Origin of the sequence: Halomonas sp. MES3-P3E, assembly GCF_002836035.1 — a bacterium.
Classification (GTDB): domain Bacteria; phylum Pseudomonadota; class Gammaproteobacteria; order Pseudomonadales; family Halomonadaceae; genus Vreelandella; species Vreelandella arctica.
In genome coordinates this window covers 78486-103940 of the sequence record NZ_PJBT01000001.1, presented here as the reverse complement: position 1 = coordinate 103940, position 25455 = coordinate 78486, and the positions used below count along the sequence as shown (strand labels likewise).

The 25455-nt window shown below is 55.8% G+C and carries 24 protein-coding genes; 10 read left to right on the top strand and 14 right to left on the bottom strand.

The annotated features are described in order from the left end of the window. Positions 1 to 246 precede the first annotated feature (246 nt). Complete coding sequence (gene cra / locus CXF87_RS00500; protein WP_101145031.1) at positions 247 to 1224, top strand: catabolite repressor/activator; 978 nt, start codon at positions 247 to 249, stop codon at positions 1222 to 1224. Positions 1225 to 1248: 24 nt separating this feature from the next. Here cra and CXF87_RS00495 read toward each other — a convergent pair whose 3' ends face one another. Then, positions 1249 to 1725 (bottom strand): methylglyoxal synthase, encoded by a 477-nt coding sequence (locus tag CXF87_RS00495; protein WP_008956990.1) that lies wholly within the window; start codon positions 1723 to 1725, stop codon positions 1249 to 1251. A gap of 219 nt (positions 1726 to 1944) precedes the next feature. Between CXF87_RS00495 and gap the strand changes: the two genes are divergently transcribed. From gap to CXF87_RS00475, 4 genes are all read left to right on the top strand, one after another. Then, the gene (gap, locus tag CXF87_RS00490; protein ID WP_008956989.1) at positions 1945 to 2946 is read left to right on the top strand and encodes a type I glyceraldehyde-3-phosphate dehydrogenase; all 1002 of its coding nucleotides are present in this window, start codon (positions 1945 to 1947) and stop codon (positions 2944 to 2946) included. 161 nt (positions 2947 to 3107) lie between these two features. After that, complete coding sequence (locus CXF87_RS00485; protein WP_101145030.1) at positions 3108 to 3629, top strand: DUF3455 domain-containing protein; 522 nt, start codon at positions 3108 to 3110, stop codon at positions 3627 to 3629. A 118-nt stretch (positions 3630 to 3747) separates the two neighbouring features. Next, positions 3748 to 4302, top strand: coding sequence for a sigma-70 family RNA polymerase sigma factor (locus CXF87_RS00480; protein WP_232774470.1), 555 nt, complete (start codon positions 3748 to 3750; stop codon positions 4300 to 4302). Beyond that, positions 4299 to 5042, top strand: coding sequence for an anti-sigma factor (locus tag CXF87_RS00475; RefSeq protein WP_008956986.1), 744 nt, complete (start codon positions 4299 to 4301; stop codon positions 5040 to 5042). Before CXF87_RS00480 ends, CXF87_RS00475 begins: the two co-directional genes overlap by 4 nt. Positions 5043 to 5072: 30 nt before the next feature. Here CXF87_RS00475 and trkA read toward each other — a convergent pair whose 3' ends face one another. Genes trkA through CXF87_RS00455 form a run of 4 tightly spaced genes read right to left on the bottom strand, consistent with a single transcriptional unit; the run spans position 5073 to position 9848 of the window. Beyond that, a complete protein-coding gene (gene trkA, locus CXF87_RS00470) occupies positions 5073 to 6446 on the bottom strand; it encodes a Trk system potassium transporter TrkA (protein ID WP_008956985.1) in 1374 nt (457 codons plus the stop codon). Next, positions 6443 to 7165 (bottom strand): response regulator, encoded by a 723-nt coding sequence (locus CXF87_RS00465; RefSeq protein ID WP_101145028.1) that lies wholly within the window; start codon positions 7163 to 7165, stop codon positions 6443 to 6445. Before CXF87_RS00465 ends, trkA begins: the two co-directional genes overlap by 4 nt. Further along, the gene (locus tag CXF87_RS00460) at positions 7155 to 8348 is read right to left on the bottom strand and encodes a sensor histidine kinase (protein ID WP_232774468.1); all 1194 of its coding nucleotides are present in this window, start codon (positions 8346 to 8348) and stop codon (positions 7155 to 7157) included. Before CXF87_RS00460 ends, CXF87_RS00465 begins: the two co-directional genes overlap by 11 nt. A 9-nt stretch (positions 8349 to 8357) precedes the next feature. Continuing rightward, the gene (locus CXF87_RS00455; RefSeq protein ID WP_008956982.1) at positions 8358 to 9848 is read right to left on the bottom strand and encodes a TrkH family potassium uptake protein; all 1491 of its coding nucleotides are present in this window, start codon (positions 9846 to 9848) and stop codon (positions 8358 to 8360) included. A gap of 289 nt (positions 9849 to 10137) precedes the next feature. Here CXF87_RS00455 and zwf point away from each other — a divergent pair, with 289 nt between their 5' ends. The 4 genes from zwf to CXF87_RS00435 all read left to right on the top strand — a co-directional run bounded on the left by zwf (position 10138) and on the right by CXF87_RS00435 (position 14900). Continuing rightward, complete coding sequence (gene zwf / locus CXF87_RS00450; RefSeq protein WP_101145026.1) at positions 10138 to 11643, top strand: glucose-6-phosphate dehydrogenase; 1506 nt, start codon at positions 10138 to 10140, stop codon at positions 11641 to 11643. Position 11644: 1 nt separating this feature from the next. Continuing rightward, positions 11645 to 12310, top strand: a complete 666-nt coding sequence (gene pgl, locus CXF87_RS00445) for a 6-phosphogluconolactonase (RefSeq protein WP_101145025.1) — start codon at positions 11645 to 11647, stop codon at positions 12308 to 12310. A gap of 71 nt (positions 12311 to 12381) precedes the next feature. Continuing rightward, positions 12382 to 13044, top strand: coding sequence for a bifunctional 4-hydroxy-2-oxoglutarate aldolase/2-dehydro-3-deoxy-phosphogluconate aldolase (locus tag CXF87_RS00440; RefSeq protein WP_008956979.1), 663 nt, complete (start codon positions 12382 to 12384; stop codon positions 13042 to 13044). 260 nt (positions 13045 to 13304) lie between these two features. After that, a complete protein-coding gene (locus tag CXF87_RS00435) occupies positions 13305 to 14900 on the top strand; it encodes a solute:sodium symporter family transporter (RefSeq protein WP_008956978.1) in 1596 nt (531 codons plus the stop codon). A 159-nt stretch (positions 14901 to 15059) separates the two neighbouring features. On the opposite strand, the gene CXF87_RS00430 is transcribed toward CXF87_RS00435, so the two are convergent. Genes CXF87_RS00430 through CXF87_RS00410 form a run of 5 tightly spaced genes read right to left on the bottom strand, consistent with a single transcriptional unit; the run spans position 15060 to position 19508 of the window. After that, positions 15060 to 15956, bottom strand: coding sequence for an SMP-30/gluconolactonase/LRE family protein (locus CXF87_RS00430; protein ID WP_101145024.1), 897 nt, complete (start codon positions 15954 to 15956; stop codon positions 15060 to 15062). 18 nt (positions 15957 to 15974) lie between these two features. Then, positions 15975 to 16577 (bottom strand): 2-dehydro-3-deoxy-6-phosphogalactonate aldolase, encoded by a 603-nt coding sequence (locus CXF87_RS00425; protein WP_101145023.1) that lies wholly within the window; start codon positions 16575 to 16577, stop codon positions 15975 to 15977. Between the two features lie 30 nt (positions 16578 to 16607). Next, the gene (locus tag CXF87_RS00420) at positions 16608 to 17594 is read right to left on the bottom strand and encodes a 2-dehydro-3-deoxygalactonokinase (RefSeq protein WP_101145022.1); all 987 of its coding nucleotides are present in this window, start codon (positions 17592 to 17594) and stop codon (positions 16608 to 16610) included. Positions 17595 to 17597: 3 nt separating this feature from the next. Next, positions 17598 to 18746: a galactonate dehydratase gene (gene dgoD, locus CXF87_RS00415; protein WP_101145021.1), complete on the bottom strand. Its 1149-nt coding sequence runs from the start codon at positions 18744 to 18746 to the stop codon at positions 17598 to 17600. Positions 18747 to 18788: 42 nt separating this feature from the next. After that, complete coding sequence (locus tag CXF87_RS00410; RefSeq protein ID WP_008956973.1) at positions 18789 to 19508, bottom strand: FadR/GntR family transcriptional regulator; 720 nt, start codon at positions 19506 to 19508, stop codon at positions 18789 to 18791. A gap of 311 nt (positions 19509 to 19819) precedes the next feature. Here CXF87_RS00410 and CXF87_RS00405 point away from each other — a divergent pair, with 311 nt between their 5' ends. Further along, positions 19820 to 20491 carry an inorganic diphosphatase gene (locus tag CXF87_RS00405; protein ID WP_232774458.1) on the top strand — a complete coding sequence of 224 codons (672 nt, stop codon included), beginning with the start codon at positions 19820 to 19822 and terminating at the stop codon, positions 20489 to 20491. A 99-nt stretch (positions 20492 to 20590) separates the two neighbouring features. On the opposite strand, the gene CXF87_RS00400 is transcribed toward CXF87_RS00405, so the two are convergent. From CXF87_RS00400 to edd, 4 genes are all read right to left on the bottom strand, one after another. After that, positions 20591 to 21553, bottom strand: a complete 963-nt coding sequence (locus CXF87_RS00400; protein ID WP_101145019.1) for a carbohydrate kinase family protein — start codon at positions 21551 to 21553, stop codon at positions 20591 to 20593. Between the two features lie 65 nt (positions 21554 to 21618). Then, positions 21619 to 22488, bottom strand: coding sequence for an aldo/keto reductase (locus tag CXF87_RS00395; RefSeq protein WP_101145018.1), 870 nt, complete (start codon positions 22486 to 22488; stop codon positions 21619 to 21621). 55 nt (positions 22489 to 22543) lie between these two features. Further along, on the bottom strand, positions 22544 to 23512 hold the full coding sequence (gene glk / locus CXF87_RS00390; RefSeq protein WP_101145017.1) for a glucokinase: 969 nt from the start codon (positions 23510 to 23512) through the stop codon (positions 22544 to 22546). After that, on the bottom strand, positions 23509 to 25401 hold the full coding sequence (gene edd, locus CXF87_RS00385; RefSeq protein ID WP_101145016.1) for a phosphogluconate dehydratase: 1893 nt from the start codon (positions 25399 to 25401) through the stop codon (positions 23509 to 23511). Before edd ends, glk begins: the two co-directional genes overlap by 4 nt. Positions 25402 to 25455: the final 54 nt, after the last annotated feature.

The following is a 25455-nucleotide window of genomic DNA, read 5'->3' as shown; positions in this document are numbered from 1 at the left end:
GGTGAGTACTTTGGGCCGAGTGCAGGGCGTGTACATAAGTGATCGTCGTTAAATGATCATGGTAATGGCATTGATGCCAGTGGGATGAATCGACCCTTCAGCGGTGATTCATCCTTGCCAATGAATCTAGTGTTAGTGCTATGCTGAATCGATTCACTTCGTGACGCAAGGTTCGTGCTTTTAGACTTTGGTCTGGTAGGCGCTTACTTGCTGATAAACTGCCCGGTCACACCAAGGGGAACCCGAATGACACTCGCCGATATTGCCCGGCTAGCCGGCGTCTCGCGCACGACCGCTAGCTACGTGATTAATGGCCAGGCCGAGCAGCGCCGTATTAGCGTGGCAACGATTGAGAAAGTGATGGCAGTAGTACGTCAGCACCGTTACCACATAGACCCGCAGGCGGCCGCTCTGCGTCGTGGGGCTAGCCGTCTGCTGGGCCTTATCGTGCCGGACCTGGAGAACATCAGTTATGCCCGGCTGGCGAAACGCCTGGAGCGTGGTGCGCGGGAGCAGGGCTATCAGTTGCTGATTGTCAGTTCGGATGACTGTGCAGAGAGCGAGCGAGCACTCGCCCTGGCGCTGCGTGCCCAGCGCTGTGAGGTGTTGATCACCGCCAGTTGTCTGCCCAGCGACGACACCTTCTACGCCGATCTGGTAGACGAGGGCTGGTGTGTGGTGGGCATGGATCGTGGCCTGAATCCCGCACTGTTTTCCAGCGTGGTGAGCAATGACTGCGAAGCGGCCGAGGCGTTGACACGCTCGGTAATCGGTGGGGCGACCAAACGTGTGGCGTGGCTGGAGGCAATGCCGAACCTGTCGATCAGCCGCGAACGGCGGGGCGGTTTCCAGGCGGCATTGAGTGGCACGGAGGTTGTGCCGCTGATCTTGAGTGGAGTGAGCTATGAGCGTAGCGAAGGGGCGCGCCTTGCAGCCCGGCTGTTGGATGAGGAGGGCGGCGCCGATGCACTGGTAACGGCGTCGTACACGCTGCTGGAAGGGGTCTTTGATGTGTTCTTGGAGCGTGGCGGCTTGCCAGACAATATCCGTTTGGCCACCTTTGGCGATCACCGGCTGCTGGATTTTCTCCCCCAGCCGGTCAATTCAGCGTTGCAGGATTATGACCGGATTGCTGCGTTGACGCTGAACTGCGCGTTGGCCGCCTTGGACGGCCACTACGAGTGCGGGCTGCAGGTAGTTGCCCGCCACCTGCACACCCGCTGAACAGGGCGTTCTGATGCTTGCTGCTTAGACCGTTCTGGCCTGGGCCCAAGCGTTGGCATCCGGAATCGACATATCGTAGCTTTCGCCCAGATAGGGCGATGAAAGCAGGAAGTCTGCGGTGGCCGCATTGCAGGCAACAGGCACATTCCACAGGGCGGCCAAGCGCAGCAGCGCCTTGACGTCGGGGTCGTGAGGCTGCGGCGAGAAGGGGTCCCAAAAGAAAATCAGTACATCAAGGCGCTGTTCGGCGATGCGTGCACCAATTTGTTGGTCGCCGCCCAACGGCCCGCTCATCAACCCTTCAACGTCGAGTCCCAGCGCGGTTTTCAAGCGCCCGGCGGTGGTGCCGGTGCCGATCAGCTCATGCTGGCTGAGCACGCTTTGCCAGCGGGTCGCCCACTCCAGCATTTCGACCTTCTTACCGTCGTGGGCAATCAGTGCAATGCGTTTGCGTGCTTGTAGAGTGCGGATAGCTTGGCGGGGCGGTTGTGCATCACTCATGGCGGAACCCTTTACTTGTATTGGCTTTCTAAGACCAGCTTTTAATGTTGGACTACGGTAGCGTTTATATAGTAATTTTACTACATATTGGATATTTACAAGCCTTTTGGGGCCGTTGTTATACGAATTTTCAGCCTCATGACGCTTAAATACGTATTTTTAGTAATTTTTTTACTAAATGCGACACTTGCTACCATTGGTTAATTGAGGAGCTATATCATGACAATAAGAGTTGCGATTAACGGGTTTGGCCGTATCGGCCGCAATGTACTGCGCGCCCTTTACGAGAACAGCTACCGCGACCGTGTACAGGTTGTCGCTATCAACGATTTGGGCGATCCTTCGCTGAACTCCCACCTGTTGCGTCACGACACCGTGCATGGCCACTTCCCTTTCAAGGTAGAGCATGACAACGAGAGCATCACGGTGGATGGTGATCGTATCGCGATCTCCTCCGAGCGTGACCCAGCACAGTTGCCGTGGTCGTCGATGAATATCGACCTGGTGATGGAGTGCACAGGGCTGTTTACCAAGCGTGAGGCGGCTGCCAAGCACATTACTGCTGGCGCCAAGCGGGTGCTTATTTCCGCGCCCAGCCCCGACGCCGATGCCACCATTGTATACGGCGTGAATGACGATATTCTAACCGCCGAGCATACGGTGGTTTCCAACGCCTCCTGCACCACCAACTGCCTGGCGCCGGTAGCAAAAGCGCTGAACGATGCGGTAGGGATCGAGAACGGTCTGATGACCACGGTGCACGCTTACACCAACGACCAGAACCTGTCGGATGTTTACCACTCTGACCCTTACCGCGCTCGTAGTGCGACCCACTCCATGATCCCGACCAAAACCGGGGCAGCAGCGGCGGTAGGTTTAGTATTGCCGGAACTGGCTGGCAAGTTCGATGGCTTGGCAGTTCGCGTGCCGGTGATCAACGTGTCGCTGGTGGATCTTACTTTCACCGCCAGCCGCGATACCACCAAAGAAGAAATTAATGCCATCGTCGAGAAGGCTGCTGCGAATTCGCCGGTGCTGGCGGTTAATGCCGAGCCGCTGGTCTCCATCGACTTCAATCACGATGCCAACTCATCCACCTTCGATACCAATCACACCCGTGTAAATGGTCGCTTGGTTAAGATTATGGCGTGGTACGACAACGAGTGGGGCTTCTCCAACCGCATGCTGGACACCGCCATTGCGATGCAGAAGACCGCTTAAGCTATAGCGAACACTGCTAACTATTCCTACTCGTTACCCTGAGCCCTTGCTCAGGGTTTTTTTATTTTTTAAAAATAGTGCATCCAAAACGTCTTCTCGCGGGTATTCCCTATACAGCCGCCATTGTAGGCAGCTGATAACAACCCTTTTAGGAGACTGAAATGACACTTCATCATCTAACGCGCGCTACCTTGGCCGCCACTCTGATTGCATCCTTCAGTCATGCCGCTTTGGCCGAAACGCCTGCGGATGTCCAAGTACCGGACGGCAACACTATCGCCCTCGAAACAGTTGGCGTTGGCGCTATTACCTATATGTGTGAAACCAACGACGACGGCAATATGGGCTGGGTATTCAAAGGCCCACACGCTACGCTTAATGCTAGCGACGGCAGCCAAGTAGGAAGCTACTATGGCCCGCCAGCAACATGGGAAGCGCTGGATGGTTCAAAAATTACCGGCACCCAGCTAGCCACGGCCGCCAATGGCGATGGCAACATTCCGCTCCAGCTTGTTGAAGCCAACCCCGCTGAAGGGGAAGGCGCAATGACAGGCGTTAGCTACATTCAGCGTTTAAACACCCAGGGTGGCGTTGCGCCCAATGTGGCTTGTGATATGGAACATGACGGTGCAACCGCCGTAGTTACCTATCAAGCGGATTACATCTTCTGGGCGGCTGAATAAGTCGACTGGAGCGCTAATTCCGCTGGGGACTCGTTTGTTGAGTCCCTAGCGGATATGCTGTCTGTGAAAACGACGACTGGCGTCGGTGCCGTCACCAGGGAGCTAGGGTTTGACTGACGTGTCTTCAGAATTTGATCATGCTGCTGTATTGGCCAAATGTGCCCGCGGCGAGCATGACGCTTTGCACCAACTCTATATTCACGAAGGTGCCAGGCTTTTAGGTGTGGTACTACGAATCGTTAAAGATCGTGGCATGGCGGAAGATATTGTTCACGATGCCTGCCTAAATATTTGGCAACGCGCCGATAGTTTTGACCCTGACAAAGGGTCTGCGCGAGCATGGATATTTAGTGTCGCGCGTCACTTGGCATTAAATGCTATTCGTTACCGTGACCGTGAAATTACCTTCGATAGCGACGCACCCACCGAATTAGGTCAGGACGAACATTTCCAGCACGCTGATGTTGCCGAAGAAGCCTTTGATTGGCAGACCGGCCAGCGGATGGATAGCTGTTTAAAGCAACTGGAGCCCGAGCGGCGTAACTGTGTACTTCACGCCTATGTCGATGGCCTCAGTCACGCGGAAATTGCTGCCCATACTGGGGCGCCCCTCGGTACCGTTAAAGCCTGGATAAAACGCAGTTTACTGCGCTTACGGGAGTGTATGGCATGACCCGCCCTAATGATAACGAACGCGAAGATGACCATGCCTTGGCGGGTGAATACGTGCTAGGCACACTGTCGTTAGAGCAGCGCAAAGCGCTGGAAGCTCGTTTGCCCAATGAGCCTGAACTGCAAAAAGCCGTGATGGCTTGGGAAGAGCGTTTCTTGCCCTATACCGCTATCACCGATCCGGTATCGCCCTCTGATTATTTATGGCCACGTATTGAGCGCAGCCTAAAGGCACGAGAAGCGTCCGCTAAACGTACCAGTTCTGTTGTTGTGCCTCCAAGGCCTCGGCGCATGCTACACAGCTTGCCACTTTGGCGTGGCGCTGCCGGGTTTGGCCTGGCGGCGGCGTTAGTCATGGGCGTAATGCTGGCAAATGAAGTCACTGAGCCAACTATTTCAACTACGCCCGAGTACATGGTGGTTCTGCTCGCGCCGCAAACTCAGTCAGCGGGCTGGGTAGTCCAGGCCTCATCGCGACAGGAAATAGAGCTGATCCCGCTGGGTACGTTCGAAGTGCCTGAAGGGAAGGCGCTAGAGTTCTGGACCAAGGCGGATGAGTGGCAGGCTCCGGTATCACTGGGGTTAGTCGAACCTGGTCAGCCCATTCGGATGCGCTTAGACCAGTTGCCGCCGCTTGAAGATAACCAACTGTTTGAGCTAACGCTGGAAGACGAAACCGGTTCGGCCACCGGTCTGCCCACCGGTCCCATTGAGTTTATTGGTCGCGCGGTCGAGATTTAGCCACTCTAAAAGCGCCTGTTAAAAGTGTTTTTAAAAGAACGATAAGCCAACTTGGAACAGGCGTTCCACGTCGCGAATGCGGCGCTTGTCGATCACGAACAAAATCACGTGATCGCCGCTCTCAACCATCACATCGCCGTGTGCGATGATGACCTCTTTGCCGCGCACAATTGCCCCAATCGTGGTGCCTTCCGGTAGGTCGATCTCGCGGATGGTGCGGCCGACCACTTTAGACGACTGCTTGTCACCGTGGGCAATGGCTTCAATCGCTTCGGCGGCGCCCCGGCGCAGCGAGTGGACGTTGACGATGTCGCCGCGTCGCACGTGCGTCAGCAGGCTGCCGATAGTCGCCTGCTGGGGCGAAATAGCGATATCGATCTCGCCACCCTGCACCAAATCCACATAAGCGGCGTTGTTAATCAGCGTCAGCACCTTCTTGGCGCCTAACCGCTTGGCCAGCAGCGAGGACATGATATTGACCTCGTCGTCGTTGGTCAGCGCGCAGAAGATATCGCACTCTTCGATGTTCTCTTCTTCCAGCAGGCGCTTGCTGGTGGCGCTGCCGTGGAGCACCACGGTGCGATCCAGCCGCTCGGAAAGCGTGGTGCAGCGCTCCAGGTTGTGCTCGATGATCTTGACCTGGTGGCTATGCTCTAGATGCTCTGCCAAGCGTTCGCCGATATTGCCACCCCCGGCAATCACCACCCGACGAAAATCCCGCTCGACCCGGCGTAGCTCACTCATGACCGCACGGATATCGCGACGAGCGGCGAGGAAAAACACCTCATCGTCGGCTTCGATGACCGTATCGCCGCGGGGAATAATCGGTCGATTGCGCCGGTAGATCGCCGCCACACGGGTATCCACGTTGGGCATATGGCGGCGAAGAAAGGCTAAATCCTGACCTACCAGCGGGCCGCCGTAGAAGGCTTTCACCGCCACCAGCTGTACCAGTCCACCGGCAAACTCCAGAACCTGTAGGGCGCCGGGGTGCTCGATCAGGCGGCGTACGTGGTCGGTCACCACCTGCTCGGGGCTGATGAGTACATCAATGGGAATCGCTTCGTGGGCAAAAAGGCCTTTACGGGTTAAATACGCCGTAGCGCGCACCCGGGCGATCTTGGTCGGAGTGCGAAACAGCGTGTGGGCGACCTGGCAGGCGATCATGTTAATTTCATCGCTGCTGGTCACTGCAATCAACATATCGGCGTCTTCGCAGCCTGCCTGGCGCAGCACAATGGGGTATGAGCCCGCGCCGGTCACGGTGCGGATATCGAGTTTGGTGTGCAGGTCGCGCAGTTTTTTGGCATCGGTATCAACGACAGTGATGTCGTTCTCCTCACGGGCGAGGTGTTCTGCCAAGGTGCCGCCGACCTGGCCGGCGCCGAGAATAATGATCTTCATGGGCTATTGTCCTCACGGTCAGGCTCAAGGGAGAGCCGGTAACCAATGCCGGGTTCTGTTTGTAACAGGGTAGGCGACTGGGGATCGTCGCCGAGTTTGTAGCGCAGTTTGCTCACCACAATACGCAAATAGTGGCTGTCGTCCTGGTGGGTAGGGCCCCAGATCTGACGAAGTAGCTGGGTCTGAGTCACGACGCGTCCAGCGCAAGCGATAAGATGGGCCAGAACGGCAAACTCCTTAGGCGTTAAATGAACCGCGATGTTATGCAAACTGACTTGGTGGGCGGCGATATCGACCACCAGTCCGCCATGCTTGAATCGCTGAGCACTTGGGCTGGCGCGCCGTCTTAATAATGCCCGAATACGGGCCAACAACTCTTGGATACCAAATGGCTTGGTAACGTAGTCGCTTGCACCGTTATCCAGGGCACGCACTTTTTCTGCCTCGTGCCCGCGAACCGAAACGATGATAACGGGCACTTCATAATGCTGGCGGATGGCATCGAGTACCTGCTGACCATCCATATCGGGTAGGCCAAGATCCAACAGAACGATGTCCGCGTTGGGTGCAGATGCACCGGCGCTGAGTTTTACCAGTCCTTCACGACCAGTGGCGGCCTCGATCACCTGAAACCCCTGGGAGGCAAGGCTGATGCGCAAGAAGTGGCGAATATGCGGTTCGTCATCGATGACCAATACTCGCACTTGATTACTGCTCATTGTCTGCCTCCTCGCGGGGGGAGGGTAGCGGCAGTGACATGGTGATCGTAGTGCCGATCCCTGCGGGCCCTTGACTGGCGTGGATCTGCCCTGCGTGGGCGCCCAGCATACCGCGGCAAATCGCCAGCCCCAGGCCACTTCCATGTCGGCTGCGATCACCTTCATGGCCAGTAACGAACATATCGAATACCCGTTCGCTCAGCGCTGGCGGAATTCCGGGGCCCTCGTCGGTGACTGAAAATAGCAGGGTAGGCGTATCATCAGTGTTGGGCTTAGTAGAGCCACTTTTCCCAGCTCTGTCAGTGCCGGAGCAGCAGGCTTCGATAGTGATGCAGCCATTTGGGGGCGAGAAACGAGCCGCATTCTCCAGCACATTGACCAGGGCCTGTTCGATCAGGGCCGGATGCACATAGAGCAGCGGCAGGTCGTCAGGCCAGTGCTGCTTTATCTGGAGGTCATCAAGGATACTGCCCAGGCGCTTACGAGCCGATGAGACCAGATCGTCAAACGCGACCCAGTCACGCTCGATTTTCATATCGCCATGGCCGAGGCGGGTCATGTCCAGCAGGTTCTGTATATAGCGATTTAGCCGTTCGCTTTCGCTCAATACGCCATCCAGCAGCTCGAAGCGATCCTGCTGGGTCAACTGAGCATCCAGGGTGCGCAAAGAGCTGGCGGCACCAATGATTGATGCCAGCGGGGTACGCAAGTCGTGGGATACCGATGAGAGTAGCGCGGACCGCAGCCTTTCCTGCTCTTCTGCAAGGCGCGCTTCACTCAGCTCCAGCAGCCGTTGTCGGCTATCGCCAGCGAGCTTACCCACTACGAGTGCCACCAATAGGAAGAATAGCAGCGTCAGTAGCTGCTCCTGCTCTTCGACCGCAAATGAAAAATGCGGGACGGTAAAGCAGAAGTTAAAGGTCAGAAACCCCAGCAGGGCGCTGAGCAAAGCCGCATAGCTCCCAGCCACAACAGCGCTGGTGAGTACTGCGGTAAGAAAGATCAACGAAAGATTGGCTAGTGCCAGCCAAGCGTACAGACCCCAGGCGATCAGCAGCGCAGCGCCGGTACTCGCCAGGGCGATGAGGATTTCAAACGGCGTGGGAGCGCGCAGCCGGCGAACGAAGTGCGAGTCGGACCTGCTAATTGATTTGCCAAGCGGCATGATGTTGTCGTCCTTCATGGTAATTCGCTAGCGGCGCCAGAACATCGGGGTCAGCAGTACGACGACCGTCAAAATTTCCAGACGTCCCATCAGCATGCCGATACATAGTAGCCACTTTGCAGCGTCGGGCAGGGAGGCGAAGTTGCCCGCAGGGCCAATGATGTCACCCAGACCGGGACCTACATTGGTAACCGCCGTGGCGGCACCGGAAAGGGCGGTTACCAAATCAAGTCCCAACGCGGAAAGGCCTAGTGCTAGTGCGGCGATGGTAATGAAGAAAAAGAACGAAAAGGCGACTACGCTGCGTGAAATGTCGCTGGTTACCGGCTGCTGATTGTAGCGAGTGGTAAATATGCCATTGGCATGGATCAAGTAGTGCAACTGATTACGCAGCATCAAGGTGGCAATCTGCAGGCGGAAGATTTTCATCCCACCGCTGGTCGAACCGCTGCAACCTCCGACAAAGGTGAGGTAGAAAAATGCCATCATCGGGAGTGCACCCCAAAGCGTATAATCGTCAGAGGCATAGCCGGTGGTGGTTACTATGGATACGACGTTAAAGGTGACGTGGGTCAACGACTCAAACCAGTTATCTCCGTGAGCAACCCGCCAGAGGCTAATAAGCAGAACCGCGGTAAGCAGCAGCTTTAACAGCCCCCGTACCTGCTGGTCTTGCCATAAGGCGCTACTTGAACCTCGTATGAAACGGATATACAGCACAAAGGGAAGCGCGCCGCTGAGCATGAAAAAGCTGGCCATCCAGAGCAGCCAAGGTTGCCCGCTATAGGCCCCAAAGGAGGCGTCTGAGTTGGCAAATCCGCCGGTGGAAAGCGATGTCATGCCATGTACGGTGGCGTCCAACAGCGTCATCCCACCGGTCCAGTAACTGCCAATCGCGACCAGGGTCAAAGCCACATAAATGGTAAGGGTTGCTTTGGCGATACCACCCGTACGCGGCATCACTTTATCCGACCAGTCGGATGATTCAGTATGGAACAGCCGCATACCGCCTACTTTCAGAAACGGCAAGATTGCGATGCCCATGACGATAATGCCGATGCCGCCCATCCACTGCATTAGCCCTCGCCACAGTTTCAGGCCATCGGAAAAGTGTTCGATGCCGACCAGGATGGTCGACCCCGTGGTGGTAATCGCCGAAACCGATTCAAAGACGGCATTGGTAAACGTCAATTGGGGGGCGCCAAGTACGAGCGGTAGGCTGGCAAAACCGCTGATGGTGACCCAGCTGGCAGCGGTCAGAATGAACATCTGCCAGGGCTTCAGCTCAAGCGTGGCCCGGAAGGTGAGTAGCCAGGTAAGTGCGGCCGCCCCCACTATGAACAGCACAGAGATACCAAAGGCGGGTGCGTCGGGGTCATGCTCGATAAGCAATATAATCAGGGGAGCCAGCATGAATAGGGCCAGTACTACCCAGAGAATCGACATGATTTTAAAGACAGGGGCCCAGTGCCGATAAACATCCCTACTGCGATGAAACAACGGTGTAAAAGGTGTCATATACCTGACTCGCCATTTAGTATTCTTAAGCATGCGCTAAGAGAACATGCCCTTCCATAAAAAGTCTGTAAAAACCAAGCCGTTTGGATAATTATTTGTGAAATGGCTCTGCTGTCACGGTTCCATTTCGCGCTTTAGCGACGCAGAGAGAATGTTATGAACTGTTGGCGGTAGATAATCCCAATTTTTGTAGTAAAATTACACAAATTATTGCGTACAATGTCTTCTTTCAGGTAGGTTTTAGGTAATCTAACTACATTAGATTGACTAACTATAAATAGGAGCAACGATGAGCCAGTCCAATGCTTCCCAAGGTGCGCCGCTGGGCGATCCAGATAATGCTATCGATTTAGCGCTGTTTGGGGCGCTGGGTGATCTTGCCATGCGCAAGCTGTTTCCTGCCTTATACCATCTTGACCGTGAAGGCTTAATGCCTGAAAGCACGCGCATCATGGGACTGGCTCGCCAAGAGCACGATGTGGCGTCGTTTCGGCAACTGGTTAACGACGCGCTGCAAAAGCGACTGAAAAGCGGCGAGCAGGACAAGCAAAGCTTGGAACGCTTTCTCGCCCGCCTGGATTACCTGCAACTCGATTTTTCCAGTGTCGACGGGTACGACGCAATCCGCCAGTGGCGAAAGGGGTCACCCCGCCCGATGGTGGTGTATCTTTCCGTTGGCGCGCGTATTTACGGTGATATTTGTCGTCACCTTCAGGCCAGCAAAAGCCTGGATGAAGAGTCCCGCGTGGTGGTTGAAAAACCGATTGGTTCCGATCTGCACTCCTCAATTGAAATTAACGACGCCATTGGCGAGGTGTTTCCCGAGTCGCGGATTTATCGCATCGACCATTATTTGGGCAAAGAGACCGTACAGAACCTGATCGCACTGCGTTTTGCCAACCCGCTATTCGGTACTCAGTGGAATCAGAACAACATCTCCCATGTGGAGATCACCGTAGCGGAAAAAGTGGGCATTGAGGGTCGCTGGGGCTACTTCGATGAAGCGGGTCAGTTGCGCGACATGGTGCAAAACCACCTGCTGCAGCTACTGTGCTTAATCGCCATGGATCCACCCTCGAACCTGGATGCCGATGCCATCCGTGACGAGAAGGTGAAAGTGCTTAAAGCACTCAAGCCCTTTGTGGGCGAAGCGCTAGATCGAGACGTGGTGCGCGGTCAGTACATCGCGGGCAACAGCGACGGTCAGTCGGTACCCGGCTATCTAGAAGAAGAGGGCGCCAATACCCAGAGCCAGACCGAAACCTTTGTCGCGATGAAAACCGAAGTGGCTAACTGGCGTTGGGCGGGCGTACCGTTTTATTTGCGCACCGGTAAACGGATGCCGGAAAAACTGTCGCAGATCGTGATTCACTTCCGCCAGCAGCCGCACTATATCTTCGACCCGGACCAGCGCAATATTGCCTCCAATAAGCTGATTATCCGCTTACAGCCGGAAGAGGGCATCGCCCTCCAGGTGTTGACCAAAGACAGTGGCCTGGATAAAGGCATGCGCCTGCGGCCTGGCCCGCTACATTTGGACTTTAACAGTGCCTTCCCGAAATCGCGCATTCCCGATGCCTACGAACGACTATTGCTGGAAGTCATGAAAGGGCAGCAGTATCTGTTCGTTCGCCGCGATGAAATCGAACACGCATGGCGCTGGTGCGACCAGCTCATTGACGGCTGGAAAAAACGTGACACGTCGCCGCGTCGTTACCCTGCAGGTTCTTGGGGACCGGTCGCCTCCATCGCTATGATTACCCAAGACGGCCGCAGCTGGTACGAGGATTATTAATATGAGCCAAGCACGCCAACAGCTCGCCGAGCAGCTTGCCGAAGCGGTGTTTCAAGCCCTGCAAGAAGATTTAAATCATCAAGAGCGCGCTCTGTTAGTCGTCTCAGGTGGCTCGACGCCGGTACCGTTTTTTAAGGCGCTGTCGGCCAAGCCACTGCCGTGGGAGCGCATTGACATTACCCTTGCCGACGAGCGGTGGGTCGGAGAGGAAAGCACCGATAGCAACGCCAAGCTGGTACGCGAACACCTGTTGCAGGGTGAAGCGACGGCTGCCCAATTTATACCGTTAACTTGTGATGCCTCGACACCGGAAGAAGGTGTCGAGGAAGTCGCTAAGCGAATGGATGCATTGGCGTGGCCTGCCAGCGTCGTAATTCTGGGCATGGGCGGCGATGGTCACACTGCCTCGCTGTTCCCTGATAGCCGTGAGCTTGACCTGGCACTTTCCACGGATGAGTTGCTGGTGGCAGTGCGCACCCCTAGCCAGCCGCAGCCACGAATTACCTTCTCAGCGGATCGCTTACATCAAGCGCGCCGTCATTTTCTACATATTACCGGCGACGATAAACGCGCCGTATTGGCCAAGGCATTGAACGGCGACGACGTACGTCAACTGCCGATACGTGTCTTTTTAACCTGCCCCCTGGCGATTTACTGGGCGCCCTAAGGTCAATCCTTTAGGCCCGCCCTTGAGAATTAACCGCCTTAGTCAATAATAATTTGCTTGGAGACTCACTCATGACTATCGATAAACAGTTACCGTCTACACGTACCGCCGAGCTTGATAGCATCTGCTTAAAAGCCGAAGTGATTCCCGTCATCACTATTGAGCGCTTGGAAGACGCTGTCCCGTTGGGTCGCGCACTGGTGGAAGGAGGATTAACCGTACTGGAAGTCACCCTACGTACCGATTGTGCTCTGGAAGCGGTTAAACGCATGCGTGAAGCGCTGCCCGGTGCCAGCATTGGCGTGGGCACGGTATTAACCCCGGCCCAGTACCGCCAAGCCGAGCAGGTCGGCGCTGATTTTGTGGTAACTCCCGGTGCTACCGATGCCCTCTATCGCTATGGCGTTGAAAGCCCTGTACCTATGCTGCCAGGCGTCTCAACCGTTTCTGAGTTGATGACTGGCTGGCAGTACGGCTACCGTCGGTTTAAGTTCTTCCCTGCGGAATCCAGCGGTGGCGCTAAAGCGATCAAAGCGTTTGGAGCGCCGATTCCTGAAGCACGCTTTTGTCCCACTGGCGGTATCACTGTTGATAACGCCGATGACTATTTATCGTTGCCCAATGTGATGTGTGTCGGCGGTTCATGGTTGACGCCTAAAGCAATGGTGGAAGCGGAAGATTGGGACGGTATCCGTGAACTCGCACGCCAATCAGCCGAGCGTTTTCATCATTAAATAAGCTGCCGCTGCGTATCGATAGCAGCGCTGGCAGCCGCCCTGGTTTATGTTTTTAAACGTCATGTTTAAGAACTGAGCCGGGGCTTTTTTATGCGCTGATTGTGTCCACTTGGCGCTTTGAAGGAGCGACTAAGACCAAAGATGTATAACGGGGCTATATTCAGCTCGTCTAAAATGACTGAATAATATGTCTGACATTTTAATCCGCGCATACCGTAACGTGCGTGCCACTTATAAAGATGATGAGGTAAGTCAATATGCACGCGTTGACCCTGGCGTCTTTCCTGTTCTTTACAGGACTTGTCGCCTTCATTACTTGGCGCATTACGCGCCGCGATGACCACTCAAGCACCAGCGGCTACTTTCTCGCCGGTCGCACGCTAACCTTTCCGCTGATTGCTGGCTCACTATTGATGACCAACCTCTCTACCGAGCAAATGGTAGGGTTGAACGGGGCTGCCTTTGCCGATGGTTTAAGTGTAATGGCCTGGGAAGTGGTAGCGGTTATTGCGCTGGTAGCGCTGGCGCTATTTTTCCTGCCGCGATTTTTGAAAAGTGGCATTGCCACGTTACCGCAGTTACTCGAAATACGTTTCGATAAAACCACACAGCTAATCACCAATATCATTTTCTTGATTGCCTACGCGGTGATTCTGCTGCCGATTATCCTCTATTCGGGCGCCATCGGGTTGCAGGGAATGCTTGATCTTCCTGGATTAACCGGCATTGAGTCGTCCTCGACGCTGCTCTGGTTAACGGTGTGGATCGTCGGCATTATCGGCTCGGTGTATGCGCTGTTTGGCGGGCTGCGCACGGTAGCGGTGTCCGACACGCTTAACGGCGTCGGGCTGCTGATCGGTGGTTTTGTGATTGTCTACTTCGGCCTGCAGGCCGTGAGTGGCGGCACAGGTATTATGGAAGGTTGGAGCATCCTGAAAGAGAGCGACCCGGATAAGCTGAATTCGATTGGTGGCGCTGATCAGCAGGTGCCTTTTTTCACTCTGTTTACCGGCGTATTCCTGATCAACCTGTTCTACTGGAGCACTAACCAGCAGATTATCCAGCGTACTTTTGCGGCCAAAAACCTTGCTGAAGGGCAGAAGGGCGTTCTGTTGACCGGTCTCTTCAAGCTGCTGGGGCCGCTGTACCTGGTTCTGCCGGGCATCATTGCTTACCATCTTTATGCTGACCAGGGCGTACGTGCCGATGAAGCCTACGGCCATTTGGTGTTTAACGTACTGCCCCCTTACCTCACCGGTTTCTTTGCCGCAGTGATGGTGGGTGCGATTCTGTCGTCGTTTAACTCGGCGCTTAACAGCACCACCACGATTTTCAGCCTGGGCATCTATAAAGGTGTGCTGAATAAAGAAGCTACCGAAGAGCAGGTGGTTAAATCAGGCAAGGTGTTTGGCTGGATCATGGCCATCATTACCATGATCATTGCGCCGCTGCTGGCCGGCCAGGAAAGCCTGTTTGGCTACCTGCAGAAGATGAACGCGATCTACTTTATTCCAATTCTGGCGGTGGTGCTGGTAGGCCTGCTGACCAAGCGTGTTCCGCCTATGGCTGCCAAGATTGCTCTGGTGGGCGGTTGCTTATTGATTGCTGCCGGTTACTTTGTGCCACCGTTCACGCTGCTGCCGCAGGTCATGCACGAGTTCCACTTCGTGGCGCTGGTATTTGTGTTACTAGTGGCGGTGATGCTGATCATCGGCAAGCTTCGCCCGCGTGAAACGGATTGGATTCAGGAGCACAGCGGCGACGTCGACCTAACCCCCTGGAAAGGCGCCGTGCCTGCTGGCATCGTGTTGGTCGTATTAGTGATCGTTATGTATATAAGCTTTGCTGGTTAAGCTGGGATTGTCGGGAACGAGGCCGCGTCGTTGCGAGGAGCGCAGCGACGCGGCAATCTCAACTTCCGGTGGCAGATACCCCGAGATTGCTTCGCTTCGCTCGCAATGACAGTGAGTGAGCTTGCAATGACAGTGAGTGAGCTTGCAATGACAGGGAATCTACTCTAGGCGCAGCGGCGGCTCAGCTAGCCCAGCAATATCGAGTTCGACCACATAAAGCGAACCTGCCGTTGGCTCTTGGGCTAGCTGCTCAGCGCTAAATCCCTCTTGGGCCGTGGTGATATAGAGCGTTTTTAGGTCGGGACCTGCAAACGCTGAACAGGAAGGTTGGCTGACCGGCAGCTTGACACGGCCTATCACTTTTCCGTCATGATTCAGGCGCACAACTTGTCCCGCACCCCACAGTGCTAGCCAAAGACAGCCTTCGCCATCGACTACCGCGCCGTCGGGGTTACCTAGGGTAGAGGAGAAGTCCGCCCAGGGCTGCGGTTCGCCTTCTGGCCAACCTTCATTATTGAGCGCCCAGCGCATCACCACGCCCGTCACCGTATCGGTAAACCAAGCAAAACAGCCATCGGCTGAGAAGCAAATAGCGTTAGGAATCGTTAAGCCTGAGCGTAACCGTGTGAGCTCGCCACGATGTAGGCGGTAAAGGCTGCCCGCGCCTTTTTCGGCCTTCTTGCCCATGGTGGAAAGCCACAGACTGCCATGGCAATCGACACGGGCATCATTGCTACGCGTGATCGGGTTATCGGCCTCGAAATCACAAAACGCTTCTACGCTACCGTTATTGGAATCGAACCTGCATAAGCGATCTTCACCGACTAACAGCAGCCCGCCGCCTTCAAGCGGCGTGGCCAGCGAGACCATATGATCAAGCTGATAGTGGCCGCTTTCCCCGGTAGCGGGGGAGAGCCAGTGCAATCGCTTTCCGAGAATATCGCACCAATAAAGGCGCTGATTAATAGCATCCCACTGCGGGCCTTCCCCCAGTGTGCAGCGGCTATCAACCGCTAACTCGGCCTGCCACGTTGAAACACTGATGTCTGTATTCATTGTTGTTTGCTCTCCTTATTATTCTCCCGCTGACCAAGCATCAACAAGGGCTTGCGCTTGTTGCCGTACCTGAGCAGCGCTTTGGCCGGGTTTGTATAGCGCACTGCCCAGGCCTGCACCGTCAACGCCAGCGGCGCGCCACTCAGCGAAATTATCGACCCCAACGCCACCCACGGCATAGAGCAGTGTGCCTGCCGGTAGCACTGCACGTACCGCTTTCATGCCTTCTAAGCTTACCTGTACCGCGGGGAAGAGTTTAAGCCCGGTTGCGCCAGCGTCCAGCGCATCAAAGGCTTCAGAGGGCGTGACAATCCCCGGCCAACTCGCCATACCCAGCCGGTGGGTTTCTTCAATCACCGCTGGCCGACAGTTGGGCGAAACGATCAAGCGTCCCCCAGCGGCGTGAACATCGCGTACTTGAGCTGGCGTGAGCACCGTACCTGCACCAATCACTGCACGCTCGCCAAATGCGTCTACCAAGCGACGAATGCTATCTAGTGGGTTGGGTGAGTTAAGCGGCACCTCAATTTGGGTGATGCCCGCGGCTAGCACCGCTTCCGCGATATCCACGGCCTCATCAGGCGTTACACCGCGCAAAATACCAATCAGTGGCAGCGACATGGGTAATTTCTCCGTTAATAGTGAGCAGCATTAAGCCTTCAATGCATGATGAGCAAGCCGAAGGCCTGCTAGCACGGCCTCATCGCCATCCACATGCCGTGTCTGAAAACCGATTGCATTGAGGGCTAACGTATAGCGCTGACAAAGGGCTTGGTTACCGATTAGCGTGATGGGCGCTTGGCTTGACGGCTCACGGCAGGCGCCAGCGAGTTCAAGGCCGATAGCGAGCCCGGAGAGCCTGGCCGCCAGTATGGCCCCTCGCATTTTGCCGATAGGTAGTCGACCATCGAGTAAATCTTGCGCACGCAGGCCGAACAGACGGCTGCTAAAGGTTTCGGGCGCTTCATAGCTTTCGCTGACCGCTGTCACAAAGGCGTCACGACAGGCCGCATCATTCAAGTCATCACTGCCGATGGAGTGCTGCAAAACCGATTGGCGTGCCAAGAGCTGATAAAGCTCACCTGTCAGATAGGTAGTGAACTGGGTGACGGCGCCTGCTTCCAGGGTAGCCCATTTGGCGTGCGTGCCGGGCAGACAAGCGAGGCCTGAAAAGTCAGGCGTATCGGCGACCAGACCCGCCAGCTGGGTCTCTTCGCCGCGCATCACGTCAAAGTGTTTTGTCGCGCTGCGGGTTTGGCTTAAACCAGGCAGCAGATAAACGTGCAGCTGGCTGCCCGTAAGCGTTGGCGTCACCGCACCCTGGCTGAGTTGATCGAGCCGCGTTGGCACGGGCAGGTAGGCGGCTTCCAGCCAGCCCTGACGGGCGCCCGCCATCCCACAAACCATCACATCCGTCTGGCCGGAGGCAGGCAGCCAATCACCCACTAACCGTAGCAGCTCGGCTGCATACTCATCGGCTTTAAGCGATAGCATGCCCTTGTCGCTGCTGGCTTGGGCAATTACCTGGTCGTGTTGATCCAGACCCCAGGCGCGCAGGTTGCTAGAGCCCCAGTCCACGGCAATCCAGGCCAACTGATATGCTATTTCAGTCGTTTCACGCATCGCGCTTGATTCCATGGCTTACCACTCCGCAATTGAACCGTCTTCATGCGTCCAAACCGGGTTACGCCAGCGGTGCCCCACTTTGGCGCGCTCCTCAACGAACTCTTCGTTGATCTCGACGCCAAGCCCTGGGCCTTGGGGAATGGCGCAGAAACCGTCTTCAATGGCGAGCGGCGATTTATCGACCAAGTAGTCGAGAACGTCGTTGCCCTGGTTGTAGTGGATGCCCATGCTCTGCTCTTGAATAAAGGCGTTGTGGCTGACTGCATCCAGCTGTAGCGATGCGGCCAGCGTTAACGGACCGAGCGGGCAATGGGGTGCCAGGGCGACATCGTAGGCCGATGCCAGGGCGTTGATCTTTAGCCCCTCGCTGATCCCGCCGCAGTGGGAAATGTCGGGCTGAATAATGTCGATCATGCCGTCGGCCAGTAGGTCGCGGAACTGAAAGCGGGTGTGCAGCCGTTCCCCGGTGGCTAGCGGGTAACCCAGGCCACCGGCAATATCCTTCAGGCAAGGCAAGTGCTCCGGGGCGACCGGCTCTTCCACGAACATCGGGTGAAAAGGCTCCAGCTCGCGCAGCAGTGCTTTGGCCATTGGCCGATGCACACGGCCATGAAAGTCGATCCCAATGCCAACATCCGGGCCCACGGCGTTTCGCGCTTCCGCGACTCGTGCTACTGCTTCATCAATCTTGCGATGGGAGTCGACGATCTGCATCTCGGGGGTGCCGTTCATTTTGAAAGCCGTAAAGCCTTTTTCGACCAGCGCTTTGGCGCCAGCGCCCACGTCGCTTGGTCGATCGCCGCCGGTCCATGCGTACATACGCATTTTGTCGCGCACGGCACCGCCTAACAGCTGGTGAACGGGCACACCCAGGTCGCGACCTTTAAGGTCCCATAGCGCCTGGTCAATACCGGCAATCGCACTCATCAGAATAGGGCCACCGCGGTAGAATCCGGCGCGATACATGATGTTCCAGAGGTGTTCGATTCGGTGCGGGTCCTGGCCGATTAGGTAGTCGGAAAGCTCGTGCACGGCGGCTTCAACGGTTGCGGCGCGGCCTTCAATCACCGGCTCGCCCCAACCGTAGCAGCCTTCGTCAGTCTCGATTTTGAGAAACAGCCAGCGCGGAGGAACTTGCCAGGTCTTGAGCTTGGTAATTTTCATGTCCGGTCATCCTTTTGGATAGGAAATATTTAGTGAGTAATGTTAGCTAACAATGCCAAGGTCAATGGCGGTGCGGCGCAGCACTTCTCTGGCGGCGGTTTCTGCAGCGCTGGCATCGCGATGGCGAATAGCGTCAAGTACTTGACGATGGCGGGCGAGGCTGTCGTCCAAGGTGTCAGTACGGTGTTGAGAGCCATGAATCAACGCCATGATAGATGGGCGCAGTAAATGCCCCATTTGTCGCCAGACTAAATTGTGACTAGCGCGATAGGTGGCATCGTGAAAGGCAACGTCGTATTCCGCATGCTCATCGCGCGCATCAACGCTGCCTGCGGTGTTTTCCATACCCGCAAAGGCGCGCTCCAAGCGTTCGAGGTCTTCAGCTTCAGCGGCCTGGGCGGCGAGCCCGGCGACTACTGGTTCGGCAGAAAAACGAAAGGCGTAAATAGCCCGTACCAGCTGAGGGTCAAGATTGACCAGGCCGGTCATCCACTCGCTCATCAGCGGGTCAAGCAGGTGCCAGTCGCCCATTTCTCGCACCAGCGTGCCCCTACCCGCCGTACGTTCCAGTAGCCCTGCCGCGGAGAGGCTGGTTAGCGCATTGCGCACCTGATTGCGGCTCACCGCAAAGTGTTTGCTGATATCAAGCTCGCGGGGGAAGGTAGCACCCGGCTGCCAATGGCCTGTCAGCAGCGCCTGGGCGAGTAGGCGCGCTAACTGTTCAGCGCCCCCCTGGTGGGGCGGTAGAGCGTCCAGCGTCATGTTTATCTCTTATTTTTTATTGGATGAATCTTAGTCTAGTAAATGTCTGACATTTAAACAAGTCATGCCATAAGAGTCTTTAGATAGCCGGTGACGCCTTACCCAATCAAAAAAGCCCACACCGGTTTGCAACAGATGTGGGCCAGTGACTAACGACTCGTGGGGATGCCGTGGCGTAGCATCCAATTTTGAAAAGTAAGAAATGCCAACTTCAGACTGTCATTACTCCGTCATTTCTCCTCGCTAACGTATCTCAATAACCAATGGAGAACATGATGCGGAAAAAACTATTACTCACAGGTGTCGCGTGTATGACGGCTTTAGCGTCTGCTGCTCAGGCTGAGGTGCTAGGCGGATTGGCGTTTTCTGACACTACGCCCATTGCCCAAAACATGAACGCAGCAGATGAGTTCACAATTGTAGGTGATGACGACTTGATGACTATGGATGCCATCAATGCAGATGGCTCGGTAAGGGCTATTGTTGAAATACCAACGGGTACATCGGCGAAATGGGAAGTCAGTAAAGATGATCCCAAAGCGGTTTATTGGGAATATAAAGACGGTGAGCCGCGCGTGGTGAGTTATCTGGGGTATCCCGGTAATTATGGCGCTATTCCAGGCACGGCTCTGCCAAAAGAGTTGGGCGGTGATGGGGATCCGCTCGACGTGATCGTTTTGGGTCAAGCCGTTCCTCGTGGTGAAATTGTCGACGTGAACGTGATCGGTGTACTGAAAATGCTGGATGGCGGCGAGCAAGATGACAAGCTAATTGCCGTTCTCACCCAGGATTCACCTTTTGCACACATTGAAAGCATGGCGCAGTTGGATAGCGAGTACCCAGGTGTCAGTCAGATCATTGATCTATGGTTTGCCAATTACAAAGGGCCTGATGGCGGGATGGAAGGGCTTGGATTTGACGATGCAGAATCGGCAAGGGCGGTGCTAGAAGCCGCAGCTGAAAACTTCGCAGCGATGCAATAGTATTCAAATCACAGTAATTGACATGCCCAACTAACATTGGTGACCGCTCTGGCGGTCACCAAACTCGCTGATCAAACAAGCCAACCTTACTGGCCAGTGTTAAGTGTTCCGGATCGCCTCGATATCCCTATACGTTGGCAGCGCTGCGTAGGCACCTGGCCGAGTGACCGCGTGGGCACCGCAGTGGCAGGCGGTATCCACTGCGCGACGAAGAAAGTCGGCATCGTTGTGCCAGTTCTCATTGATGCCGTGGGCCGAGAGTTCCGCCAGCAGCCCGCCAATGAAAGCGTCGCCACCCGCGGTGGTATCGACTGCTTCAACCTTGGGTGGTGTGATGCGCTGGTCGATACCGACGCCTTTGAGTACGACATCGTTGGGGCCGTCGGTGATTAAGATAACTTTTACCCCTGCCGCTAGCCGCTCTGAAAGCCACGACTCCGCAGGGTGGTCGGCACGCAAGTAGTCGAGCTCTTCCTGGGAGAGCTTGAGCAGCTCAGCGCCGTCTAGCAGCTGCGTGACTAAGCTGGCATCCGCTTCGCCACCGGGCCATAAATTGTGACGCAGGTTGGCGTCTACGCTGACCAGGCAACCTGCCCGTTTGGCCATGGTGGCCATTGCCAAGGTGACATCGGCAATCTCAGGGTCAGTCAGGCTGTTGCTACACAGGTGTAAAATAGCGGGGTTCTCAAAGACACCGTGGGGTAGGTGCTCAAGACGATAAAGCAGATCAGCCGCGGGTGGGCGATAAAAATCAAAAGTGCGCTCGCCCACGTCATCCCGGGAAACAAACGCCAGCGCTGTGCGGGCTTCTCGGGTAAATACCACGCCGCTGGTGTCGACGCCGTGACTGTTGAGTTCGCGCACGATGAAGTGCCCAAACGTATCGTCGCCCACCATGCCTAGAAACTGGCTGGGTACGCCTAAACGAGCGCAGGCGACCGCCACATTAGCGGGAGCACCACCGGCGTAGGGCGTAAAGGTTTCCTGTGCATCCGTTGCCGCCCCTAGACGGCTGGAGAGCATATCCACCAGTGCTTCCCCAAAGGCGATGATTGGCGTCATCAGTGGCTCCTTAGTGTAATTAACGTAATAGTTGTTTTGTACCGCGTCGTTTTATACAAATAGCCTTATGCCACGCAGTGGCCGCGGGCGGCTTCTAGCAATTCATACCAGGCTTCCCGAGGTAGCGTGGCAGGGCCTTTGAGCATGTCGTTGATTCGCTCAGGTTTAACGCTGCCAATGACCGGTACTGGCGAGTTAGGAAGACTGCGCAGCCATGCCAGCGCTAAAGCACTAGGGGTGCTATCAAGCTCTGTTGCCCACTTATCCAAACATTCGCCAACGGCGCCTTGCATCAACTGCCCACCTGCCAAAGGTGACCACGCCATGGGCGTGTGGCCATCGGCACAGAGGTCATCAAAGCTACCGTCAAACAGCGGCGTTGTGTGGGCAATCGAGAGCTCGATTTGGTTAGCTGATAAGCGGTGATGCATGGCGCCCTGCAAGCGCCGCCACTGGCTGGGCAAATGGTTGGAAATCCCCGCAGCGCTAATTTTGCCTGCTTCTATGGCATCGTCCAGCGCCCGGCCGGTCACTTCCGCATTCATCAGAAGATCAGGGCGGTGAATCAGAAAATGGTCGAGACGTTCGACATTCAAACGCGCAAGTGAGGCATCAATGGCACTATGAAGATAAGCAGGGCTGGCGTTGTAGTGCTTTACCTTACCCGAACCGGGTGCAGGGTTGTCGTTGGCGATGCTCGCTTTGGTGACGACATTGACCCGCTGAGCCAGGGCAGGGCGCGCCCGCAGTGCGGCGCCAAAAAGCGTCTCGCCTTGGCCGTTGCCGTAAATGTCCGCATGGTCAAACCAATTAAGGCCCTGTTCCAGGTGCGCTTCGATCCAGTCCGCCAATCCCTCAGGTTCGTGCATGGCGGGTGTTTCGTGCAGGCGCATCATGCCGAGTAAAAACGGCACATCAAAAATGGCGGCGGGCATAGCAGGTTCCGTATTGGTGTTGTTAGGAGTGTTGTTAGAGGTGCTAGAAATGTTATTAAAAAACCTCTTCGTTATGCAGTGCCTCAGCGGCGCCTAATAAGCCTGTCCATGGGGCGGTAACCACCCAAATGGGGATATCGGCATTATAAGCACCCATGCGTCCTTTATTGACGAAAGCGGCGCGCAGTTCACTTTTGGGTAACCAATCGAGCAGGCGCGGCAGAATGCCCCCACACAGATAAACACCGCCCCTTGCGCCCATGGTCAACGTGGCGTCGCCGCATACATCGCCCAGAATTTTTAGAAAACGCAGCAGGGCGGCAGTGGCGAGGGTATCGCCTTCATTAGCGGCTTTTGTGACATCCGCCGGGCTAGCTAAGCGTGGTTCAGCACCTTCAAACGTGCAGTAGGCTTGATAAAGTTCTAACAAACCCTGGCCGCATAAGACCCGCTCTACACTGATACGTGTACGACGCTGTTTAAACACATCCACAATCGCTCGCTCGGTATCATCCGTGGGCGCGAAGGTGACATGGCCGCCTTCAGTAGGCAGTGGAATCCAGGCGCGTTGGCCGGGGAATACCCCGGCAACGCCTAGCCCCGTGCCAGGCCCGATGACAAGACGTGTGGCGTGCGCTTGTGACTTGCCCGGCTGGACTTCAACCAATTCACTGGCAGCGACATGAGGCACACCCAGCGCCTGGGCGGTGAAGTCGTTAATGACTTTAAAAACAGCGAGGTTCAGCGCTTGCTGAACCTCGCTTTTTAAAAATTCCCAGTGGTTATTGGTCATCTTGACCCGCTCAGCGTGAACGGGGCAAGCAAAGGCTAAGCACGCCTCTTGAGGTGCTTTATCGCCGGTAGCACCGACACGCTGTAAATAATCCTGCACCGCTTCAATAACGCCGGGGTAGTCAGCGCAGGGAAGATTCACAATATCGTGCGGCGTGATCTCGCCTGGCGTGACTAACGCCAGGCGTGCATTGGTGCCACCTATGTCGCCAATGAGGGCCGGTCGGCTCATTGGTCCTCCTGCTCGATTTTTTCCAGCTCCCGCGCTAGTACTTCTGCCTCAAAACCACCAAACACGCCCGCTCCCTCTTCGGCCTTGGTGGCCAAGTGGCGGAAGCCGCCAAAGAGCTCACGGCCCATGCCAAAGTGGTTGTGTTCCAGATTGGCTTCGGCGCACGGACGGGCATTGAATTTTGCGGCGTCTATCAATACGTTTAGCTCGCCGCTGTCGGCATCCAGGCGAACGATATCACCATCCTGAAGTTTCGAAAGCGGCCCACGGTCAACGGCCTCTGGTGTTACGTGGATAGCGGCCGGAACCTTACCCGACGCCCCAGACATACGTCCGTCCGTTACCAGGGCAACTTTATAGCCGCGGTCTTGAAGCACACCCAAGAACGGAGTGAGCTTGTGTAGTTCAGGCATGCCGTTGGCTTTGGGCCCCTGAAAGCGCACCACCACAATCACATCACGATCAAGCTGGCCGGATTCAAACGCCGCTTTTACCTGATTTTGATCATCAAACAGCTGTACCGGCGCTTCGATGACGCGATGATCCTGTTTTACTGCCGAGATTTTAATCACGCCGCGGCCGAGGTTGCCGTCAAGCACGGTAAGCCCGCCGGTGGGCGAGAAGGGATTACTAACCGGACGCAGAACGTCTGAATCATGGCTGGACGTAGGGCCTTCTTTCCACGTGAGCTTGCCCTCTTCAAGGAAAGGCTCCTGAGTGTAGGCCATCATATCGGTGCCAAAGACGGTAGCGATATCCGCATGGATAAGCCCAGCACCAAGTAGCTCACGAATCAGCAGGCTCATACCACCAGCAGCCTGGAAGTGGTTAACATCCGCTTGGCCATTGGGGTAGATACGGGTCATGCTGGGCACCACGGCGGAGAGGTCCGTGAAGTCATCCCAGTTAATGGTAATGCCCGCCGCAGCCGCCATGGCAACCAAGTGCAGGGTATGGTTGGTAGACCCGCCGGAGGCCAGCAACCCTACGATAGCGTTAACGATCGCACGTTCGTCAATCTGCTTGTAGAACGGACGGTAATTGCCGCTTTGCTCGGTATTGCGAATCGCTTGTTCAGTGGCGTAACGAGTAAGTGCTTCGCGCAGCGGAGTACCTGGGTTAACAAAAGAGGCGCCGGGCAGGTGTAGCCCCATCATCTCCATCATCAGCTGGTTGGAGTTGGCAGTGCCGTAGAAGGTGCAGGTGCCAGGGCTGTGATACGACTGTGATTCGGCTTCTAAAAGCTCATCGCGACCTACTTTGCCTTCTGCATAAAGCTGACGCACTCTAGCCTTCTCATCGTTAGGTAGGCCCGTTGTCATGGGGCCGCCGGGGACAAAAATGGCGGGTAGATGGCCAAAGCGTGCGGCACCAATAAAGAGACCTGGCACGATTTTATCGCAGATACCTAAATACAGCGCTGCATCAAACATATTATGGGAAAGCGCAACCGCGGTTGCCATGGCGATCACATCACGGGAGAAAAGCGATAGCTCCATGCCCGGTTGCCCTTGGGTAACACCGTCGCACATGGCGGGCACACCCCCGGCAAACTGAGCGGTTGAGCCCATGCCGCGTGCGGCTTCTTTAATAGCGGCAGGATAGTCTTCAAATGGCCGGTGGGCTGAAAGCATATCGTTATAGGACGATATGATGCCCAAGTTGGCGCTATTGGTTAACTTCAGTCGGCCCTTATCGGTAGGCACGTCGCAACCTGCAAAGCCGTGCGCTAGGTTCCCACAGGAAAGTTCACCGCGATGTACGCCTTGCTTATGCTGGTCAGCCATATGAGATTCATAGAGAGCACGCCGGTGCTTGGAGCGCTCACGGATGCGCTGGGTAACCTCAGCAACGGTGGGGTTTAGAGTGGCAGGTGTTGAGCTCGGCATAGGGACCTCTGCATGATAAAGACGGTGTGTAACACATGTAGTTATTTTACATTT

Excerpts from the sequence above, each read along its gene's own strand:
- CXF87_RS00395 (WP_101145018.1), bottom strand. The coding sequence starts at position 22,488 with ATGCCCGCCGCCATTTTTGATGTGCCGTTTTTACTCGGCATGATGCGC.
- trkA (WP_008956985.1), bottom strand. The coding sequence starts at position 6,446 with ATGAAGATCATTATTCTCGGCGCCGGCCAGGTCGGCGGCACCTTGGCA.
- CXF87_RS00405 (WP_232774458.1), top strand. The coding sequence starts at position 19,820 with ATGACGGCTTTAGCGTCTGCTGCTCAGGCTGAGGTGCTAGGCGGATTG.
- pgl (WP_101145025.1), top strand. The coding sequence starts at position 11,645 with ATGAGCCAAGCACGCCAACAGCTCGCCGAGCAGCTTGCCGAAGCGGTG.
- CXF87_RS00425 (WP_101145023.1), bottom strand. The coding sequence starts at position 16,577 with ATGTCGCTGCCACTGATTGGTATTTTGCGCGGTGTAACGCCTGATGAG.
- glk (WP_101145017.1), bottom strand. The coding sequence starts at position 23,512 with ATGAGCCGACCGGCCCTCATTGGCGACATAGGTGGCACCAATGCACGC.
- edd (WP_101145016.1), bottom strand. The coding sequence starts at position 25,401 with ATGCCGAGCTCAACACCTGCCACTCTAAACCCCACCGTTGCTGAGGTT.
- CXF87_RS00460 (WP_232774468.1), bottom strand. The coding sequence starts at position 8,348 with ATGAAGGACGACAACATCATGCCGCTTGGCAAATCAATTAGCAGGTCC.
- CXF87_RS00435 (WP_008956978.1), top strand. The coding sequence starts at position 13,305 with ATGCACGCGTTGACCCTGGCGTCTTTCCTGTTCTTTACAGGACTTGTC.
- dgoD (WP_101145021.1), bottom strand. The coding sequence starts at position 18,746 with ATGAAAATTACCAAGCTCAAGACCTGGCAAGTTCCTCCGCGCTGGCTG.
- cra (WP_101145031.1), top strand. The coding sequence starts at position 247 with ATGACACTCGCCGATATTGCCCGGCTAGCCGGCGTCTCGCGCACGACC.
- CXF87_RS00430 (WP_101145024.1), bottom strand. The coding sequence starts at position 15,956 with ATGAATACAGACATCAGTGTTTCAACGTGGCAGGCCGAGTTAGCGGTT.
- CXF87_RS00400 (WP_101145019.1), bottom strand. The coding sequence starts at position 21,553 with ATGACGCCAATCATCGCCTTTGGGGAAGCACTGGTGGATATGCTCTCC.
- CXF87_RS00495 (WP_008956990.1), bottom strand. The coding sequence starts at position 1,725 with ATGAGTGATGCACAACCGCCCCGCCAAGCTATCCGCACTCTACAAGCA.
- CXF87_RS00440 (WP_008956979.1), top strand. The coding sequence starts at position 12,382 with ATGACTATCGATAAACAGTTACCGTCTACACGTACCGCCGAGCTTGAT.
- CXF87_RS00475 (WP_008956986.1), top strand. The coding sequence starts at position 4,299 with ATGACCCGCCCTAATGATAACGAACGCGAAGATGACCATGCCTTGGCG.
- gap (WP_008956989.1), top strand. The coding sequence starts at position 1,945 with ATGACAATAAGAGTTGCGATTAACGGGTTTGGCCGTATCGGCCGCAAT.
- CXF87_RS00465 (WP_101145028.1), bottom strand. The coding sequence starts at position 7,165 with ATGAGCAGTAATCAAGTGCGAGTATTGGTCATCGATGACGAACCGCAT.
- CXF87_RS00420 (WP_101145022.1), bottom strand. The coding sequence starts at position 17,594 with ATGGAATCAAGCGCGATGCGTGAAACGACTGAAATAGCATATCAGTTG.
- CXF87_RS00410 (WP_008956973.1), bottom strand. The coding sequence starts at position 19,508 with ATGACGCTGGACGCTCTACCGCCCCACCAGGGGGGCGCTGAACAGTTA.
- CXF87_RS00455 (WP_008956982.1), bottom strand. The coding sequence starts at position 9,848 with ATGACACCTTTTACACCGTTGTTTCATCGCAGTAGGGATGTTTATCGG.
- zwf (WP_101145026.1), top strand. The coding sequence starts at position 10,138 with ATGAGCCAGTCCAATGCTTCCCAAGGTGCGCCGCTGGGCGATCCAGAT.
- CXF87_RS00485 (WP_101145030.1), top strand. The coding sequence starts at position 3,108 with ATGACACTTCATCATCTAACGCGCGCTACCTTGGCCGCCACTCTGATT.